Below are 18,159 nucleotides of genomic sequence, written 5' to 3'. Positions count from 1 at the left end.
TTATTTAAATCCTTATTTTTGTATCTGAAACCACATAAATGAAGAAATATGTAAAGCTGCTCCGGATGGAGCAATGGGTGAAGAACCTGTTTGTTTTTGTTCCCCTATTTTTTTCAGGCAATATTACCAATATTGATCTTCTTGCCAAAAGTATTGTTGCATTCGTTATTTTTTCACTTACGGCCAGTGTGGTTTATATCCTTAATGATTATAATGATATTGAAGCAGACCGGAAACACCCTGAGAAAAGAAGGCGTCCGCTGGCAAGCGGTGCCATATCGAAAAAACAGGCTGTTGCGATTCTGATTGGCTTGCTGGTACTTAACAGTATGGCCATATTTATTGCTCAGATGTATTTCCATCAGAACCTATGGAAGTTTACAGTAATTATAGGTTTTTATTTTGTTATGAATATTGCCTACACCTTCAGGCTGAAGCATGTGGCAATTGTAGACATCTCCATCATAGCGGTAGGCTTCGTGCTCCGAGTGCTGTCAGGCGGATACATTACCGGGATCAAGACTTCACAATGGGCTATACTGCTCACCTTTGTACTCGCATTGGTACTGGCGATAGGAAAAAGAAGAGGAGAACTGATCAACGCTCAGGTTTCCGGCAAGACACGGAGAGCCCTCGACGGATATAATGTTCAGTTTGCAGATATCACCCTTTCTATTTCCATCACCCTGGCTATCGTATGTTATCTCATGTTTACCTTATCACCGGAAGTCCAGATGCGGTTTCATGAGAGGGTATTTTATACGGTCATCTTTGTGGTTTTTGCTTTTCTGCGGTATCTTCAGCAGACTCTGGTTTACAACAGGACTGAATCGCCAACCAAAATTGTTTACAGGGACCGGTACATTCAGGTAACCTTATTGCTGTGGGTTGCTGCATTTTTAATTCAAATCTACTTTAAAAAATGAAGCCGAATTTTATACAGAAAGTCACCAACTGGGGCAATTTTCCGGTAGTGGAGAAGGAAATGAAATCTGAAGACAGCTTTAGTAAAATAAAGGAATTTATACTTGGCCATAATGAAGTGATCGCAAGGGGAAACGGCAGATGTTACGGGGACGCTTCATTGGGTGAGCATATTTTTTCAACCCAAAAACTCAATAAATTCATCAGTTTTGACCGGCTGAACGGAATCATCGAGTGTGAATCCGGAATATTGCTTTCCGAGGTGCTCGAGATTGCTGTTCCGCAGGGCTATTTCCTGTATGTGACACCCGGAACCAAATTTGTAACGGTAGGTGGTGCTATTGCCTCCGATGTTCATGGCAAGAACCATCATGCCGAAGGGTGTTTCTCAGAATATGTCATAGAATTTCAGCTTATGACGGAAACCGGTACCATAATTACCTGTTCAAGAGAGGAGAATCAGGATAAATTTTGGGCAACGATTGGCGGAATGGGACTTACAGGCATCATTCTGACAGCAAAGTTTAAACTTAAAAATATAGAAACCGCATATATCCGCCAGGAAAGCATCAAAGCTGAAAACCTGGATGAGATATTCCGCCTTTTTGAAGAAAGTGAAAGCTGGACGTATACGGTAGCCTGGATCGATTGTCTGCAGAAAGGACCCAATATCGGCAGAAGTATCCTAATGCGCGGAGAGCATGCCTTTCAGCATGAACTGCCGCAGAACCTTCTTGGAAATCCTTTACGGCTTAAGAAAAAATTCGAGCCTTCTGTCCCGTTTTACTTTCCGGGATTTGTATTGAATTCCCTTACGGTTAAGATCTTTAATCTGCTGTACTATAAAAAACAGTCTAAAAAGGAACTGAAGAACTTTATCGATTATGAGACGTTTTTTTATCCTTTGGATGCAATCCATAATTGGAACCGTATTTACGGGAAGTCAGGATTTATCCAGTATCAGATGGTCATTCCGAAAGAAAATGGAAGAGAGGGAATGAAGAAGATCCTTGAAACCATTGCCAATAGCGGAAACGGATCCTTTCTGGCAGTACTGAAACTCTTCGGGAAAAATAATCCGCAGGCTTACAACTCTTTTCCGCTGGAAGGCTATACGCTTGCACTTGATTTTAAAGTCAATTCAAAACTTAAGAAACTGGTGGAAAAGCTGGATGACATCGTACAGGAATTCGGAGGCAGGATTTACCTCACCAAAGACAGTATGAGCCGCTCATCCCTTACCGGATATCTTAAAAATATTCATAATCCTAAATTTGTGTCTCTTCAGCACAAAAGAATCATAAACAACCAATCATCATGATAGTTCTGGGAAGTACATCCGAGGTAGCACAGGCTTTTGTGGAAAAAGCCCTTCAGGAAGGTGAAAAATTCGAAAAAATTTATCTTCTGACCTCTAGCAGGGAAACAACGCAGCGGTTTGCCAGGCATATTGATGTGAAGTTTCTTCAGCAGTCTGAAGTCATTGAGCTGGACCTGATGAAGGAGATTGATTACAATAGGTTCGATGCCATTCATTCCCAACTGCTGTTCTGTGCCGCGGGATACCTGGGTGAAGGCTCTGAAGAAGGATTGTATGACAACAGGAATACTGAAAAGATCATTAACATCAACTATTCCCGTCTTGTTCCGGTCATCAATTACTTTGCACAGAAGTTTGAAAGCCGGAGGTCCGGGACCATCATCGGGCTTTCTTCAGTAGCCGGAGACCGTGGCAGACAGAGCAACTTTATCTATGGCAGTGCAAAAGCCGCATTCAGTGCTTACCTGAGCGGGCTCAGGAATTATCTTTTTGAAAAGAAGGTCCATGTGATGACGGTTAAGCCCGGGTTTATGGCAACAAAAATGACGGAAGGCATGTCTCTGAATCCTGCCCTCACCGCAACCCCTAAACAGGCGGCGGCACATATTTTCAAAGCCTATAAAAACAGAAAGAATATTGCGTACGTTTTGCCGGTATGGGCCATCATCATGTTGATCATCAGGAATATTCCTGAATTCATATTCAAAAAACTAAAACTATAAATCATGAAAAAATTATATTGCTTTGATTTTGACGGAACCATTACCTATAAAGATACAATGTTCATGTATCTCAGATTCTATGATCCTGCCAGGTTCAGGATGCAGTTTCTGAGGCATGTGCCCCTTTTTATCCTGCTTAAATTAAAGCTGGCAGAAACTGAAAAAGTGAAAAAAAGCTTTATCGGTTCCATCCTTAAAGGCCAGACCCAGGAAAAGATTGAAAAAAAAGCACAGCAGTTCTTTGAGCAGCACTATCCTAAAATCGTAAGGGAAAATGCGCTGGACTTTATCCACAATATGGATCGGGAAAGTACAAGGAGCCTTCTGGTTACAGCTTCACTGGACATATGGGCAAAACCCTTTGCGGAAGCCCTGCAAATGCAGCTTATTGCTACCAAAGCGGAATTCCGGAACGGTGTGTTTACCGGGAATTTTATCGGCAAAAACTGCAATGGTAAAGAGAAGCTGGTAAGGATTCAGGAAGTAATTCATGATGCTAAATTTGATAAAATTATCGCTTTCGGAGATACTTCCGGAGATAAATACATGCTCAGGTGGGCAAATGAAGGTCATTACCAATTTTTTCACTAATTTTGAATGATAAAAATGGGTTATGAAAAAACTGTTTGCCATAGGTTTAGGAACGGTCATCAGCTGTTCCGGTATGCCTTCAGATAAAACTTCGCCAATGCAGGACAATGCGCAGATCATCGTATCAGAATCACAGGGAGGCACGGGAAGGCCGGGATTTACCATTCTGAAAAATGAACAGGAATTCCAGTCAGTAATCCGTAAAAGCCAGTTTGGAATTGTTGAAGCGGGAACTGATGTGGCAAGCAAGATCCCCGCATTTCCAAAGGACAAAACAGTTGTTCTGTATAATCTTGGGACGTTCAATTCCGGAGATCATACCGTAACACAGGTCAAAAGTATTTCTATACGGTACAAGGTACTTTATGTGGAGGTGCCTCAAAAAGAATCCGGCGGAATGGAAATCCAGGTGATTTCCCATCCCTGGTTTATCTTTGCCGTTCCTTCAGGATATCAGTTTAACTCCGTAGAATTAAAATATTCAAAGTAAAATGAATAAAATATATTTAGATAACGCTGCAACTACGCCTCTTTCAGAAGAAGTTATCGATGCCATGGTAGATACCATGAAAATGAATTTCGGGAATCCGTCTTCAACCCACAGCTTCGGGCAGGAGGCTAAAATCCTCATCGAAAATGTAAGAAGGCAGATTGCAGATTATCTTCATGTAACCCCTGCGGAAATTATCTTCACTTCCTGCGGGACAGAATCCAACAATATGATCATTAAGTCCAGTGTGGAGCACCTGGGCGTTGAAAGGATCATCAGCTCTCCTCTGGAACACAAATGTGTTTCTGAAAGCATCCTGGATATGAAAAACAGGAAAGGAGTAGAGGTAAATTATATCCGTCCCGATGAGAAAGGGGATATTGACCTGGGCAGGCTTGAAGAATTACTGAAAGGCTCTGATAAAAAGACCCTGGTAAGCCTGATGCATGCCAATAATGAAATCGGAAACCTTACGGATATTAAGAGAGTAGCAGAATTATGCAGACAGTATAATGCCCTGTTCCATTCAGATACGGTACAGACAATGGCTCATATGAACCTGGATTTTTCTGAGATCATGGTAGATTTTGCATCATGCAGCGCCCATAAATTTCACGGGCCGAAAGGCATTGGTTTTGCCTTCATCAGAAAAGCAACCGGCTTAAAAGGTATCATTACCGGAGGACCTCAGGAAAGAAGCCTCAGAGCGGGGACAGAAAATGTAGCAGGAATCGTAGGGCTGGGCAAAGCATTGGAGCTTTCCCTTACGCATATGAACGACTATAAAGACCATATGCAAGCTATAAAGGATTATGCGATTGAAAAACTAAGCGCAGCAATACCGGGAATTAAATTTAACGGTAGGAGTTCTGAAAAAAATAATAGCCTGTATACGGTTTTAAGCGCATTATTGCCCTATAAAAACCCGCTTATCGGTCTGCAGCTCGATATGAAAGGTATTGCGATTTCCCAGGGAAGTGCATGCTCCTCAGGTGCTTCAAAACCATCCATGGTGATGATGATGGTTTTAACGGAAGATGAGATGGATGCGTGTACGCCATTAAGAATCTCATTCAGCCATCTGACGACTAAAGCTGATATTGATTCACTCACTACTGCCTTAAAAGAAATCTCAGAAAATTTCGTTATAGAAAAAACAAATGTTGAACATAGATAGTCTTATTTCTTAAAAATCGTAATTTTGATTCTGCAATTAAGACCATCTTAATCTGATCTAATATTAATTTAAATAAAAATAAAAAAATGGCTTTAGAAATTACAGATAGCTCATTTCAGGAAACAGTTTTAAAATCTGATAAACCGGTATTGGTTGATTTTTGGGCAGTATGGTGTGGACCGTGCAGAACTCTGGGACCAATCATTGAAGAAGTGGCAACAGATTTTGACGGGAAAGCTGTAGTAGGAAAAGTGGATGTGGACAACAACCAGGAAATTTCCATGCAGTATGGGATCAGAAATATTCCTACAGTACTGATCTTTAAAAACGGAGAAGTAGTGGATAAGCTTGTAGGCGTAGCTCCTAAAGAAGTAATCGCTGAAAAACTAAGCGCACACTTATAAAAAAATAAGTTTGATAATGAACGCCTTCCGCTTTTGGAAGGCTTTTTTTTGTGAAATAATTTGCAGGGAATGAAAAAAGATGTAATTTTGCAATCACAAAAAAGAAACGACGTTCTTATTTTCAACAACAATGATCCGGTAGTTCAGCTGGTTAGAATGCCGCCCTGTCACGGCGGAGGTCGCGGGTTCGAGTCCCGTCCGGATCGCAAAAGTTTTTCAATTTACTTTTAAAACAAAATTGATCCGGTAGTTCAGCTGGTTAGAATGCCGCCCTGTCACGGCGGAGGTCGCGGGTTCGAGTCCCGTCCGGATCGCAGAAGTTTTGTCAATTTCTTTTAAAAAAAATTGATCCGGTAGTTCAGCTGGTTAGAATGCCGCCCTGTCACGGCGGAGGTCGCGGGTTCGAGTCCCGTCCGGATCGCAACTATTCGATTACAATAGTATACGTGCTGTAAAACATAGATTTTACAGCACTTTTTTTATGTAGTCGCGGAAAAATCATTCTATGCTTAATCATTACATGATTAATAGGGAATATTCAATGCTGTTACATTCTTTATTTCATCCAGTACAAATGAGCTCTGCATCTTAACAATCCCCTGAACCTTTGTCAGTTTTTGAAATGCAAAGATATTATAGTGGTCAAGGTCTTTGAGTATAACCTTGATCAAAAAATCATACATCCCACCGGTGGAATAGCATTCCACTATTTCTTCAATATTTTTGATTTCCTCCTGAAAACGCCTGATATGTTCATCATCATGCACTGCCAATGATACATTGCAGAAAGCAATTAGTGGCAATCCCACTTTCTTGTTATCCAGTAAAGCAACATACCTTTTGATGTAACCTTCATTTTCAAGACGTTTTATACGTTCGTAGATAGGCGTTTTTGATATATGCAGCAGGTCTGACAGTTCTTTGATGTTCAGTTTTGCATTGTTCTGTAGGGCATTCAATAGCCCCGCATCGGTTTTGTCCAGTTTTGCCATGGTATATTTTCCTGTTTTTGATATATGTTAAATTTTAATTTAGGATTTTTGGATCAAATCTCACTTTAAATTAGGAATATTTCCTGATTTTATTATCACTTGTAGTATAAAAGACTGATAATAGTAAATTTACAAAAATATAAATTATCAATATGGATCATATAAAACCAGAAATGAATATAAAAAAATGTGTGCTGATCATTGATCATACACAACCTACTGGAATTATTGCCAATACTGCAAGTGTTCTTTCCATTACACTGGGCAAATGCACGGAAAATATTATAGGACATGATGTCTACGACAGACAGGGAGAGAAGCATCCGGGGATAACACAGATCCCCATTCCGATACTGGGCGCTACAGCTGATAAAATAAAAGAAATCCGAAAAAACATCTTGTCGCTTCCTATTGAGGACATGGTAGTGGTAGATTTTTCTGATATTGCCCAGCAATCCAAAACCTATGATCATTACGAAAGCACAATGCTTATGGCAGATGAAAACCATATTCGTTATATTGGCATAGCCCTGTATGGTGATAAAAAAATAATAAACAAAGCCACCGGAAATTTAAGCCTGATCAGGTAATATATAAGATCAGGGCATGTTCTCTTAAGATATACAGCTGAATAAGTGATTGATTATTAAAGCTATGATCTTTAGAAATCTTTGTTTTTTTCAGCCTTGGGAAATTGTAATTCACAGTATTTTAATGATAACAATAACTCGTAATTATCAATTGGCAGCGGGCGTTATTACGATATTTTCAATAGCACTTTTTATATTGGCATTTAGGTCTGATATTTGTAATATGTAGCGAAAAATATTTCGTCTTATCGTAGCTATGAAAAACATATCTGTAAAAAAAATATCACTATCAGCCCTGTGTATGATGGTTATGCTTGTTTCATGTAAAAAAGAGGTAGAAAAAATTAAAGATGCCGTACAGGATACCTCTTCCTCTGTTACGCAGGATTATGAGGATAAAAAAGACTCAGCGGTTGTAAAAAAAGATTCAGTAATAGAAAAAGAGTCTATGCCGCCGGCAATGCAGGAGAACGGTTTTTATAATGCCTTTGTGCTTCCAAAAAGTAAAAAGCTGAAGGATTCTATGTTTGCCGTATTCAGTAAGAAATATACAGAAAAAGAGCGGTACGCTATTTTAGCCCTGAACCGTCTTGATTCCAAGAACAAGTGGAATGCTGATACGCTTGTGGTACCGAAAGAGATAGATACCACATTGATGGCATATTCACCATTTCCTATGCAGCTTGATGTCCTTAGTAATGTGAAGAAATTCATCGTCTTTTCTTATCCTATTCAGGCTTATGGTGTATATTCCAACGGAAGCCTTGTAAAATGGGGCCCGACAAGTATGGGTAAAAAATCCGCTCAGACGACGCGTGGGCTTACATTTGCCAACTGGAAAAAGAAACTGGCCATCTCTACCGTGAAAAGCGAATGGAAACTGCCTTATAACTTTAATATCTTCAATATGGGCGGTATCGGATGGCACCAGTATGACCTTCCGGGGTATCCTGCTTCGCATTCATGCCTGAGATTACTGATGAAAGATGCCCAATGGCTCTATTCTTATGCGGATACTTGGATCTTGAATCCTGGCGGTGCCACAACAAAAGCCAAAGGAACAGCAGTGATGGTGTACGGGGACTATCCATGGGGGAAAAGAAAACCATGGAGAAAACTCTTGGATGATCCCAATGCCAACAATATCTCTGTGGAACAAATGACCAAAATGATAGAACCCAATATTGAAAAGATCCTGAAAGAACAGGATAACAGGGAAAAAGTAGCGGACTCCATCAAAGCAGCCAGAGCAGAAGTATCGGCAAACAGAGAAGCTGCTGATACGGTTCGGCAACCGGCTGATTAAGCATTGGTTTCAAAAGGAAGAGTGGATTCTTCGGCAAATCTTCTCAGTTTTTTCATTTCTTCTCTTCCTTTGTATTGTCCGAACTTAGCTGCGGCATAAGTTAATCCAATGCAGAACAACATAACGAAGGAAGCGGATAATGCCCATGGATACTCGTGGCTGTTGATCTGTTTTTCTACATAGTACATGGAAAAAAAAGTCATCCAGAGAACGGAAAAGAAAAAATAGAGGAACATAAAAAATGTCCAGACTGAATGGCTGGGACCAAAGATCCCCCGGATCACCGTTTTGTCATCTTCCTGTTCAATTCTTAGTGCCAGGTTAGGTTTCCAGTAATGGTCATATTCGGTTTCAACACAAATGGTAGCTACCTCTTGATTGATATTGCCCGAAAACTCGTCTTTATGCTCGCCAAGGTATTTTTTCAGGTTCTCTGAATACTCTTCTTTATCCAGATCGGTAAACATTTTGAATCTGGGACGGGTCCTTATTCTGTCTATGGTTGTTTCTTCAGTCTTCATGATGATTTCTGTTGGTAAAGGATACTTATGGCATACGTGCAGCTCGCCTTACGAATGCACTTGAATTAGTATAACAAAAAACATTCCCGTCTCTGAGAATGTTTTTTGTATTTTAAGTTTGCCCGTCTTATTTTGAAAAGAAATCCATCAGGTCCATATAATTTTTCTGGTTGACCCCGTGGCCGCTCATATATTCCCTGAACGTAAAGTAACAGCCGAGATCATACAGCAGGTCTGCCGCCTTGCGTCCCCATTCCAGCGGGATGACAGCATCATCTGTCCCATGTGAAACAAAGAAACGAAGCCGTTCGAGCTTTTTCTTATCTTTAACAATATGTTCAAGAAGTTTCTCTTCAGGATAGCTGCTAAGGCAGGCAACATGGCTGAACATTTCAGGATAATGCAATGCCAGTGCATAACACAGGATTCCTCCCTGGCTGAAACCGCATAAATGTGTTTTTGAGCTGGTGAGTCCATAATCATTAACGACTTTAAGGATACTTTCCAGCACAGCGTTTAAAGATTCTTTGGCCTGCGCTACGTTGACAAATTCATCAGGGTTATTAAAGTTGATATCATACCATGAATACCCTTCAAACTGGGTGGCATGGGGAGCCCTGAAACTTACAATAAGCCAGTCTGCAGGTAAGGTTTCCCTGAAGCTGAAAAGGTCCTGTTCATTACTTCCATATCCGTGCAGCATAAATAGGACAGGGGTGTCCTGGGTAAGCAGCTCCGGCTCTCTGATCAGATAATCTAAATTCATAGGAGCAAAGATAAATAATAATCGGATTACCCAGATATAACTACAAGAACCACTCTTGATCACTGTTTGGATTTATTTTTAACTCTTTGTAAATGAAGCGTTTTATCTGAAAATTTTTGTACGATAGAGGGGATGGATATTTTTATTGATTTAATATTAATAGGAAATCTTTATTGGAATATTTTCATAAAACGTATTTTTATATTGATAAAAAAGCTATATTTGGAACATTAAAAAATCTATTTGGAGAAATGAAGCAATTTTACAAATCAAAAAGTTTACTCAGACTTTCTTTCCTGTTCGCCGTCTTATTTTCTGTAGTTTCTGTAATGCATTCATGTAAAGATGATAAAGAAGATGAATTTACGGACCATCTTGTAAAGTTTGAATCAAAAATAGTGAACGGTACAGGTAGTGGAACTGGGACTTTCAAAACTGTGGTAACGCAGGTGGGGACAAGCCAGAATACTATTTTTGATCCTACCGGTACTACCTGGAGCAGTGGCGATATATTTGTGAATTCAAGCCAGTCTCAGCTGAACCTTGCTGCCAACGCAGTTCTTCCGAATGCAGATTCCAAGCTTATTGTGACCATCTGGGTAGACAGTGAAGTAGCGAAAAGTGATACCGTAACAGGATCAGGAACTAAAAATGCAGCTGTTGCTTACAGTTTCCTGGAACTGTAAAAATCAGATTATAAAAGAAAGAATAAAATATTAAAGACCGCATGAGTGCGGTCTTTTGTTTTGTATGAAAGTTTCTGCGTGGCTTCGGAGAAGCCGCGCAGAACTGATTATATTGCTTTGATGATAAAATAGTTTTTCTTCCCTTTTTGCAGTAACAGGAATTTATTGTCAATAAGATCATGTTCGCCGGCTAAAAACGTATCATCGATCTTTTGTTTGTTAACGGAAATTGCATTACCCTTGATTTCACGTTGGGCTTCACTCTTAGATTTTAGAAATCCTGATTTTTCTGAAAGAAGATCAATGACAGGTATGCCCAGTACATCAGCCTTTACTACTTCTTTCTGGGGCACTCCGTCAAAAACATCCAGAAAGGTTTCCTCATCCAGGTTTATGAGATCTTCGGCGGTAGAACGCCCGAAAAGAATTTCAGAAGCTTTTAATGCCTTTTCATATTCTTCCCTGCCATGAACCCATACTGTAACTTCTTCAGCAAGCTTTTTCTGAAGTTTTCTTTCATGAGGAGCTGTCTTATGATCTTCGACCAATGATTCAATTTCTTCTTTATTTAAAAAAGTATAAAATTTAATAAACCGTTCAGCATCTTCATCAGTAGCATTAAGCCAAAACTGGTAGAACCTGTACGGTGAAGTTTTCTTTTTATCCAGCCAGTAATTTTCACCGCTTTCAGACTTTCCGAACTTGGAGCCGTCTGCTTTGGTAATTAAAGGAACAGTGAGTGCAAAGGCTTCTCCCTGTGCTTTCCTTCTGATCAGTTCTGTTCCGGTAGTGATGTTTCCCCATTGATCTGAACCGCCCATCTGAAGTTTTACCTGGTTATTCTGATACAGATGAAGGAAATCATACCCCTGGATAAGCTGGTAAGTAAACTCCGTAAAGCTCATTCCGTCTGCACCGCTCTCTCCGGAAAAACGTTTCTTCACAGAATCTTTTGCCATCATGTAATTTACGGTAATGTTTTTACCTACATTTTTGGCAAAATCAAGGAAGGAGATGTTCTTCATCCAATCGTAGTTGTTCACCAGCTCTGCTTTGTTCGGTCCGCTCCCTTCAAAATCCAGAAATCTTGAAAGCTGTTTTTTCAGGCAGTCTACATAATGCAGCAGTGTTTCTTCGTCCAGAAGATTTCTTTCGGAAGATTTCCCGGAAGGATCCCCGATCATCCCGGTTGCACCGCCTACCAATGCTACAGGCTTGTGGCCGTGCTGCTGGAAGTGGGCTAAAATTTTAATCTGAATAAGGCTTCCGATATGTAAAGAATCGGCGGTAGGATCAAAGCCGATATACGCGGTAGTGACTTCTTTATTCAGTTGCTCATCGGTTCCGGGCATCATGTCGGCAAAAAGACCACGCCATTTCAGTTCTTCAATAAAGGAGTTCATTGTATTTTCTTTAAAATTTTACTGGGCAAAGATAATAAATTCGGCGGTACCGCACTGAAGCGCATGCAGGAAAGGCATAAATTACACTATTACATAAGAATGCCTGAAGGCTGGTAGACTCTTTGCACTTTCTGGTAATTAAACTATATTTGTTTATAATGAATGACGAACAACTATTCCTGCTGATCCGCAAAGCAAAAGAGAAAGACCAGAAAGCCCAGACGAAGCTGATTAATATCTTCTGGGTAGATGTTTTTTCTTTTGTCATGAAAAAGGTGAAGGATGAAAACGATGCAGATGAAATTACGGTGAATGTTTTTTCTAAAGTCCTTTCCAAGCTGGATATGTTTGATCCTCATTTCCAGTTCAAGACCTGGATACTTACCATTGCCCAGAATACCGTCATTGATTTCTGGCGGAAAAAGAGCCGCGACAATCAGGGTCCGACAGAGAATCTTGAAGAAGTCAGGAATCAGTATGCCAAATCCCCCGAGGAGCTGATGATCTCAGATGAAGAGCAGAAAAAAATAATCAAGACCATTGAATCTCTGGATGCGAATTACCAGGACATTATCAGGCTCCGTTTTTTTGAGGAAAAAAGCATTAAAGAAATTGCTGATGAACTGGGGATTTCAGTTGCCAATACCAAAGTAAGGGTCATGCGTGCAAAGAAAGTCCTCGCCGAACTGCTGAAAAATAATGAGTTTGAAGATTCCTAGTGTCATAATTACCTCATTTCTTACAATATGATACCAGCCTGAAAAATGAAATTATCTGTTTCATCAATAGGCCTCTTTGATGCTTTCGATAAAAAAATGCTTAACTTTGACCTTCAATTCTAGAGATGGAAAATTCAGTTCAAGATACTACCGTACAAAAACCAAAATGGATTCGCGTAAAACTTCCTACCGGAAAAAATTACAGAGAACTCAGAACTTTGGTTGATAAATATAAACTCAACACCATTTGCCAAAGCGGAAGCTGCCCTAATATGGGGGAATGCTGGGGAGAAGGAACCGCAACATTTATGATCTTGGGGAATATCTGTACCCGGAGCTGTGGATTCTGTGGAGTGAAAACCGGCAAGCCGATGGATGTTAACTGGGATGAGCCTGAAAAAGTGGCCCGTTCAATCAAGTTAATGAAGATCAAACATGCTGTGCTTACTTCCGTAGATCGTGACGACCTTAAAGACATGGGTTCTATCCTTTGGGCAGAAACCGTTAATGCAGTCAGGAGGATTTCACCGGGAACAACGATGGAAACACTGATCCCGGATTTCCAGGGTATTACCAAACACCTGGACCGGCTGGTAGGCGTAGCACCGGAAGTTATTTCGCACAATATGGAAACGGTAAAAAGGCTGACCAGGGAAGTAAGGATTCAGGCTAAATATGAGAGAAGCCTTGATGTATTGCGTTACCTGAAGGAAGCCGGGCAGAGAAGGACTAAAACCGGGGTGATGCTTGGTTTAGGAGAAACCCGTGATGAGGTATTCCAGACCATTGAAGACATCAGAAATGCTGATGTAGACGTTATTACACTTGGGCAATACCTTCAGCCTACCAAAAAACACCTGCCGGTAAAGAAATTCATTACTCCGGAAGAATTTGATGAATTCGGTGATTTTGCAAGAAGTTTAGGATTCAGGCATGTGGAGAGTTCTCCTTTGGTAAGGAGTTCTTACCATGCAGAAAAACATATCCATTAAAAATAAAACGCTCCTCAACGGAGCGTTTTTCTATTGAGTTATCGTCTCATATGTTCTTTCCTGAATTCTGAAGGAGTCTGCTCCATATGCTGCTTAAATAGTTTATTGAAATATGAAAGGCTTTCAAAACCTGCCTGGAAACAAGCTTCCGTAACAGAGTTGCCTTTCAGGAGCGAGATTTTAGCCTGGTTGATTCTGTAATTATTAACAAAACCGGTAAAGGTCATATCCGTCTGTTTTTTGAAATACCGGCAGAATGCAGGCGTGCTGAGGCCAATAATCCTGGCAATTTCATTAACATCAGGTTTTTTGTCATAATGCTCATCAATATAATGGTAAATCGTTCCCATCCGGATCTTGTCATTCATAAACCACTGTACCCGGGTATCTTCCTGGTTAAGCACTTTAACCTCTTCGGAATGAGCGAGGATCTGCAATATTTCAATCAGGCTCATCACGGCTTCAAAAGGGTTCTGGGATTCCATAATGCGCAATTTCTGAACCACGGTTTCTTTGGTGGCTCCAAAAAAAGAAAGTCCAAGGCATGACCGGTCCAAGAGTTCCTTTACCGCACTGAACTCTGCCATAGCGGTCAGGTTTTGGGTAAATTCTTCCTGCATCTGGAGCACCAGCTGCCGGCATTCTGTCTGGATGCCATAATCAAAGTTAAGATGCGGAACATTGGAGCCTATCAGCAGGAGGTCGTGATCGGTAAACTTTGAAATATCTTTTCCTACGTGTCGGATTCCATTGGAAGCTTCCACATACACCAGTTCGGTTTCAGGATGGTAATGCCAGTAAAAACAGTTCTTAAGAGATGGTGAGAATAGTTTAAAGGATTTACCTTCTTCAAAATCTATGATTTCCTTTTGGATCTTCATTGGCTCTCTTTTGATGTTTTATTAGGTTAAATTTAAAATAAAAGATTAATACAGAGCAAATTTTTATCATTAGCGGTGGAGTAGAAACCATAATTTCTGTCGATTTTTGCAGTTTGAAATACAATATTACGAGTCATGGCAACCATAGATAAAAGAATTATACCGCTTGCAATAGGTGGATTAGGCATTGGGACAACAGAGTTTACCATTATGGGACTGCTGCCCGATATAGCCAAGACATTACAGATCAGCATTCCGGAAGCCGGGCATCTGATTTCTGCTTATGCGCTTGGGGTAGTTATTGGTGCTCCGATACTGATAGGATATTCGGTAAAATTTCCTCCTAAAAAAGTACTGATGTCCCTTATGGTTATTTTTACCGTTTTCAACGCTTTGTCTGCCATAGCTTCGGATTATTCAATGATGCTGGTCATCAGGTTTCTTTCCGGCCTGCCGCATGGTGCCTTTTTCGGAGTTGGAACTGTAATGGCTTCCAGGATGGGCGGAAAAGGGAAAGAAGCTTTTTATATTTCTCTGATGTTTACAGGCCTTACCATTGCTAACCTGGCCATGGTGCCTCTGGTAACATACATAGGGCATACGTTTCACTGGAGGTGGTATTTTGCCATTGTTGCCGTGATAGGTTTAATCGCTTTGTTGTTTCTGAAATTGTGGCTTCCGGATCTCCGGACCAATCAGAATACCCACTTTATGGAAGAGCTTAAATTCCTGAAAGGCAAGCAGGCGTGGCTGGTACTTATGATTACAGCCATCGGTTTCGGAGGTCTTTTTACCTGGTTCAGTTATATTACGCCCCTGATGACGGTAGTAGCTGGAATCAAAAGCAGCCAGATGGCCTATGTGATGGTGATTGCAGGAGTGGGAATGGTGGCCGGAAACCTGGGCGGTGGAGTATTATCGGACAGGATGAGCCCTGAAAAAACCTGTTCCCTTTTGCTTTTTCTGATGATGTTTTCATTGGCCGGAGTATTTTTCTTCTCTCAATACCAGAATATAGCCCTGATCCTAACTTTTGTGTGCGGAGCATTATCCATGTCAGTCGCTTCACCTATTAATATCATGATGATGAAAGCTGCACCGAAAAGTGAAATGATGGCTGCAGCGTTTATGCAGGCTGCCTTTAACATTGCGAATGCTATGGGTGCTTTCCTCGGTGGTATCCCGTTGGAACATGGCTATACTTTCAATTATCCGTCTCTTGTGGGTGTGGTAATGACAGGAATTGGGCTGGCCATTAGTCTCCGGTACAAATATGTGTATGCATCAAAATCAACATCAGATATCAATGCATCAGGTAATCCTACGTATAACCGGCAACATTAAGATAATTTGTATGTTATGCTCAGCACTAATTTAAAAAAATAATGATAATTTCATTTAAAGTGAATTATTTTTAAGTATATTTGTATATGAAACTAATAACGATGGAAGCAGGGACATGATAATTTTTTGTCCTGGTTTAAAACCCTAAGCAGAATAATCTATCATACAATACAAGCTTATTCTGATGGCCATTAAAAAATCCGTCTCAGTTTTGCCTGAAACGGATTTTTTATTTTAATCTGTAACTTATGCTTCTACTTCGTTACCATTTGTACACCAGTAAAGTGCATTATATAAATTTTCTTTCGGAAAGGATTTGCATTCACCCGGCATCAGTACACTGAAGGCATCTGTAAAGTTCTGAACACCCTCTTTGTCGGTCACAATAGCAGTACGATTCCATTTTGTGAAATTCTTTATGCCTAACAGCGCATCTTCAATCCATGCACCCATAGTAAATTTATCCAAATCCGTATCCAGATACAATAAATAATTAAGCTCTCCATACTGATCTACCTTCTGTTGAACACGAGGAATAACCAGCTGTTCAAAATCTTCTTTCGTTACTTCTCCGGTTGCATTAAAAGCCGCAACATTTTCAGGAGCTTCGGGAATAATCTTTATCATATCGTTATTATTTAATGTGGTTTGATTTTAGATCACATAACAATAACTAAGCCAAGTATAATGAAACTATCTTCATAATAAATAATTTTATATGATAACATTAATATAGAGGTAAAATGTTATGAATTATTGATTTTTTTTAATACTATTTTATGTATTTATGAATGTGTTTAAAATCAGCAGGTTACATGAAATACCGGTAAAATTTCGGGTCCTGAAATACTTTCCAAAAAACAACCGATTCACCTCGAAAAAGATGAAAAGGCATCCGAATACAATTGTAATCATTATTTTTGTTAAAAATTGACTCATGAAGAAGTTCATGCTAATGGCTGTTATCAGCCTGGGGATGATATCCTGCGCTACTCAAAATAAAAAAGATACTATGGATTTACCGAAGGAATGGAAACACACCACAAACATCTATGAAGTAAACACAAGGCAATATACCAAGGAAGGAACCTTTAAAGCCTTTGAAAAGGAAATGCCCCGATTGAAATCCATGGGGGTGAAAACACTCTGGTTTATGCCTATTACTCCTATTGCCCAGGAAAATAAAAAAGGAAGCCTCGGAAGTCCTTACGCTGCATCAGATTATACGTCCATCAATCCGGAATTCGGAACCATGAATGATTTCAAGCATATGGTCAACGAAGCCCATCGACTTGGTTTCAAAGTCATTATTGACTGGGTAGCCAATCATACGGGCTGGGACCATATCTGGACCAAAACCCATCCTGAGTTTTACCTCAAAGATCCGGACGGATCGTTCCACCGGGCTTCAGGAATGGATGATATCATTGAACTGGACTACAGTAAAAAAGAAGTCCGCCGGGCCATGATTGATGCCATGAAATTCTGGGTACAAGAAACAGGAATTGACGGTTTCAGATGCGACCTTGCTTCATGGGTTGAAGCCGATTTCTGGGAAGAAGCACGCCCGGAACTGGACCAGGTAAAACCTCTTTTCTGGCTGGGAGAATTTGATGAACTGGAAAATCCGGAGCACGGGAAAGTTTTTGATGCCAGCTACTCATGGAAATGGATGCATGTATCCGAAGATTACTATAAAAAGAATCTTCCTTTACAGGATCTGAAGGATTTGCTGATTAAGTACTCCAATATCGGTGACAGCTCGATGAGAGCATGGTTTACGGCCAATCATGACGAAAACTCCTGGAATGGAACAGAATATGAAAAATATGGCGTGATCACCAAGCCTATGGCGGTGTTTTCAGCGACATGGAATGGTGTTCCTTTATTATATTCAGGACAGGAATTACCCAATATGAAAAGGCTTGAGTTTTTCGAAAAAGACCCTATTGAATGGACCAATACATATCAGATGGCTGATTTCTATAAAACCCTTCTTGAACTAAAATCATCCAATCCGGCATTGCGCGGCGGCGATCCTGCCGTCACCACTTATCTTCTCAATACCACAGCGAATGATAAAATCCTGGCTTACCTGAGAAAAAATGGCAAAGATGAAGTGCTGGTAGTGCTCAATATGTCTAAAGAACCTGTGAATTTTAGCATTCAGGATGATCATGTATCAGGGAGTTTCAGGAATGTATTTGATAAAACCAAAAGAGATTTCGGTACCGGAAAAGACTTCAGTTTCAAAGTTTCAGATTATGCTGTCTTTGAAAAATAGAATTAGTACTGATAAAAATACTAAAAAGCAGGCAGCCGATGGCTGT

Annotated in this window: 20 protein-coding genes and 3 tRNA genes; 17 read left to right on the top strand and 6 right to left on the bottom strand. The window is 40.3% G+C overall.

The features are described 5' to 3' along the window. Positions 1-38 precede the first annotated feature (38 nt). The 10 genes from QE404_RS11070 (at position 39) to QE404_RS11025 (ending at position 6,050) form a co-directional block, all read left to right on the top strand. Positions 39-926 carry a decaprenyl-phosphate phosphoribosyltransferase gene (locus tag QE404_RS11070; protein ID WP_307450443.1) on the top strand — a complete coding sequence of 296 codons (888 nt, stop codon included), beginning with the start codon at positions 39-41 and terminating at the stop codon, positions 924-926. Further along, entirely contained in the window at positions 923-2,245 is a 1,323-nt protein-coding gene (locus tag QE404_RS11065) for an FAD-binding oxidoreductase (RefSeq protein ID WP_307450441.1), read from the top strand. Before QE404_RS11070 ends, QE404_RS11065 begins: the two co-directional genes overlap by 4 nt. Then, positions 2,242-2,967, top strand: a complete 726-nt coding sequence (locus QE404_RS11060; RefSeq protein ID WP_307450439.1) for an SDR family NAD(P)-dependent oxidoreductase — start codon at positions 2,242-2,244, stop codon at positions 2,965-2,967. The genes QE404_RS11065 and QE404_RS11060 overlap by 4 nt, the downstream gene beginning before the upstream one ends. A gap of 3 nt (positions 2,968-2,970) precedes the next feature. After that, positions 2,971-3,558 (top strand): HAD family hydrolase, encoded by a 588-nt coding sequence (locus QE404_RS11055; RefSeq protein WP_307450437.1) that lies wholly within the window; start codon positions 2,971-2,973, stop codon positions 3,556-3,558. 22 nt (positions 3,559-3,580) lie between these two features. Continuing rightward, positions 3,581-4,048: a hypothetical protein gene (locus tag QE404_RS11050; protein ID WP_307450435.1), complete on the top strand. Its 468-nt coding sequence runs from the start codon at positions 3,581-3,583 to the stop codon at positions 4,046-4,048. A gap of 1 nt (position 4,049) precedes the next feature. Beyond that, a complete protein-coding gene (locus QE404_RS11045; RefSeq protein WP_307450433.1) occupies positions 4,050-5,225 on the top strand; it encodes a cysteine desulfurase family protein in 1,176 nt (391 codons plus the stop codon). Between the two features lie 86 nt (positions 5,226-5,311). Next, positions 5,312-5,629, top strand: a complete 318-nt coding sequence (trxA, locus tag QE404_RS11040; RefSeq protein ID WP_294243630.1) for a thioredoxin — start codon at positions 5,312-5,314, stop codon at positions 5,627-5,629. A gap of 132 nt (positions 5,630-5,761) precedes the next feature. Further along, a tRNA-Asp gene (locus QE404_RS11035) sits at positions 5,762-5,835 on the top strand. Between the two features lie 34 nt (positions 5,836-5,869). Beyond that, positions 5,870-5,943: transfer RNA gene (locus tag QE404_RS11030), tRNA-Asp, on the top strand. Between the two features lie 33 nt (positions 5,944-5,976). Further along, positions 5,977-6,050: transfer RNA gene (locus QE404_RS11025), tRNA-Asp, on the top strand. A 103-nt stretch (positions 6,051-6,153) separates the two neighbouring features. Here QE404_RS11025 and QE404_RS11020 read toward each other — a convergent pair. Beyond that, entirely contained in the window at positions 6,154-6,621 is a 468-nt protein-coding gene (locus tag QE404_RS11020; RefSeq protein WP_307450431.1) for an Lrp/AsnC family transcriptional regulator, read from the bottom strand. A gap of 173 nt (positions 6,622-6,794) precedes the next feature. Here QE404_RS11020 and QE404_RS11015 point away from each other — a divergent pair, with 173 nt between their 5' ends. Beyond that, the gene (locus QE404_RS11015) at positions 6,795-7,211 is read left to right on the top strand and encodes a DUF2000 domain-containing protein (protein ID WP_307450428.1); all 417 of its coding nucleotides are present in this window, start codon (positions 6,795-6,797) and stop codon (positions 7,209-7,211) included. Positions 7,212-7,467: 256 nt separating this feature from the next. After that, entirely contained in the window at positions 7,468-8,517 is a 1,050-nt protein-coding gene (locus tag QE404_RS11010) for a L,D-transpeptidase (RefSeq protein ID WP_307453894.1), read from the top strand. Here QE404_RS11010 and QE404_RS11005 read toward each other — a convergent pair. Both QE404_RS11005 and QE404_RS11000 read right to left on the bottom strand, forming a co-directional pair. Further along, entirely contained in the window at positions 8,514-9,038 is a 525-nt protein-coding gene (locus QE404_RS11005) for a hypothetical protein (RefSeq protein ID WP_307450424.1), read from the bottom strand. The genes QE404_RS11010 and QE404_RS11005 overlap by 4 nt on opposite strands. A gap of 127 nt (positions 9,039-9,165) precedes the next feature. Then, the gene (locus tag QE404_RS11000; RefSeq protein ID WP_307450422.1) at positions 9,166-9,804 is read right to left on the bottom strand and encodes an alpha/beta hydrolase; all 639 of its coding nucleotides are present in this window, start codon (positions 9,802-9,804) and stop codon (positions 9,166-9,168) included. Between the two features lie 251 nt (positions 9,805-10,055). Between QE404_RS11000 and QE404_RS10995 the strand changes: the two genes are divergently transcribed. Continuing rightward, positions 10,056-10,490, top strand: coding sequence for a hypothetical protein (locus tag QE404_RS10995; RefSeq protein WP_307450421.1), 435 nt, complete (start codon positions 10,056-10,058; stop codon positions 10,488-10,490). A gap of 107 nt (positions 10,491-10,597) precedes the next feature. Here QE404_RS10995 and tyrS read toward each other — a convergent pair whose 3' ends face one another. Further along, positions 10,598-11,893, bottom strand: a complete 1,296-nt coding sequence (gene tyrS / locus QE404_RS10990) for a tyrosine--tRNA ligase (protein ID WP_307450419.1) — start codon at positions 11,891-11,893, stop codon at positions 10,598-10,600. Positions 11,894-12,051: 158 nt separating this feature from the next. Here tyrS and QE404_RS10985 point away from each other — a divergent pair, with 158 nt between their 5' ends. Together QE404_RS10985 and lipA are read left to right on the top strand one after the other, a co-directional pair. Beyond that, positions 12,052-12,612, top strand: coding sequence for an RNA polymerase sigma factor (locus tag QE404_RS10985; RefSeq protein WP_307450418.1), 561 nt, complete (start codon positions 12,052-12,054; stop codon positions 12,610-12,612). Between the two features lie 125 nt (positions 12,613-12,737). Further along, positions 12,738-13,604, top strand: a complete 867-nt coding sequence (lipA, locus tag QE404_RS10980; RefSeq protein WP_307450416.1) for a lipoyl synthase — start codon at positions 12,738-12,740, stop codon at positions 13,602-13,604. A 38-nt stretch (positions 13,605-13,642) separates the two neighbouring features. On the opposite strand, the gene QE404_RS10975 is transcribed toward lipA, so the two are convergent. Beyond that, entirely contained in the window at positions 13,643-14,485 is an 843-nt protein-coding gene (locus tag QE404_RS10975; protein WP_307450414.1) for an AraC family transcriptional regulator, read from the bottom strand. A 135-nt stretch (positions 14,486-14,620) separates the two neighbouring features. On the opposite strand from QE404_RS10975, the gene QE404_RS10970 reads away from it, so the two are divergent. Then, on the top strand, positions 14,621-15,829 hold the full coding sequence (locus QE404_RS10970) for an MFS transporter (RefSeq protein ID WP_307450412.1): 1,209 nt from the start codon (positions 14,621-14,623) through the stop codon (positions 15,827-15,829). 246 nt (positions 15,830-16,075) lie between these two features. Here the strand turns inward: QE404_RS10970 and QE404_RS10965 are convergent, their stop codons facing one another. Next, positions 16,076-16,456, bottom strand: a complete 381-nt coding sequence (locus tag QE404_RS10965) for a SpoIIAA family protein (protein ID WP_307450410.1) — start codon at positions 16,454-16,456, stop codon at positions 16,076-16,078. 310 nt (positions 16,457-16,766) lie between these two features. Here QE404_RS10965 and QE404_RS10960 point away from each other — a divergent pair, with 310 nt between their 5' ends. Next, the gene (locus QE404_RS10960; RefSeq protein ID WP_307450408.1) at positions 16,767-18,113 is read left to right on the top strand and encodes an alpha-amylase family glycosyl hydrolase; all 1,347 of its coding nucleotides are present in this window, start codon (positions 16,767-16,769) and stop codon (positions 18,111-18,113) included. The last annotated feature ends 46 nt before the right edge of the window (positions 18,114-18,159 follow it).

The organism is Chryseobacterium camelliae (genome assembly GCF_030818575.1).
GTDB classification, from domain to species: Bacteria; Bacteroidota; Bacteroidia; order Flavobacteriales; family Weeksellaceae; genus Chryseobacterium; species Chryseobacterium camelliae_A.
The sequence above is the reverse complement of the archived record's forward strand: the minus strand, read 5'-3'. Positions and strand labels throughout refer to the sequence as shown.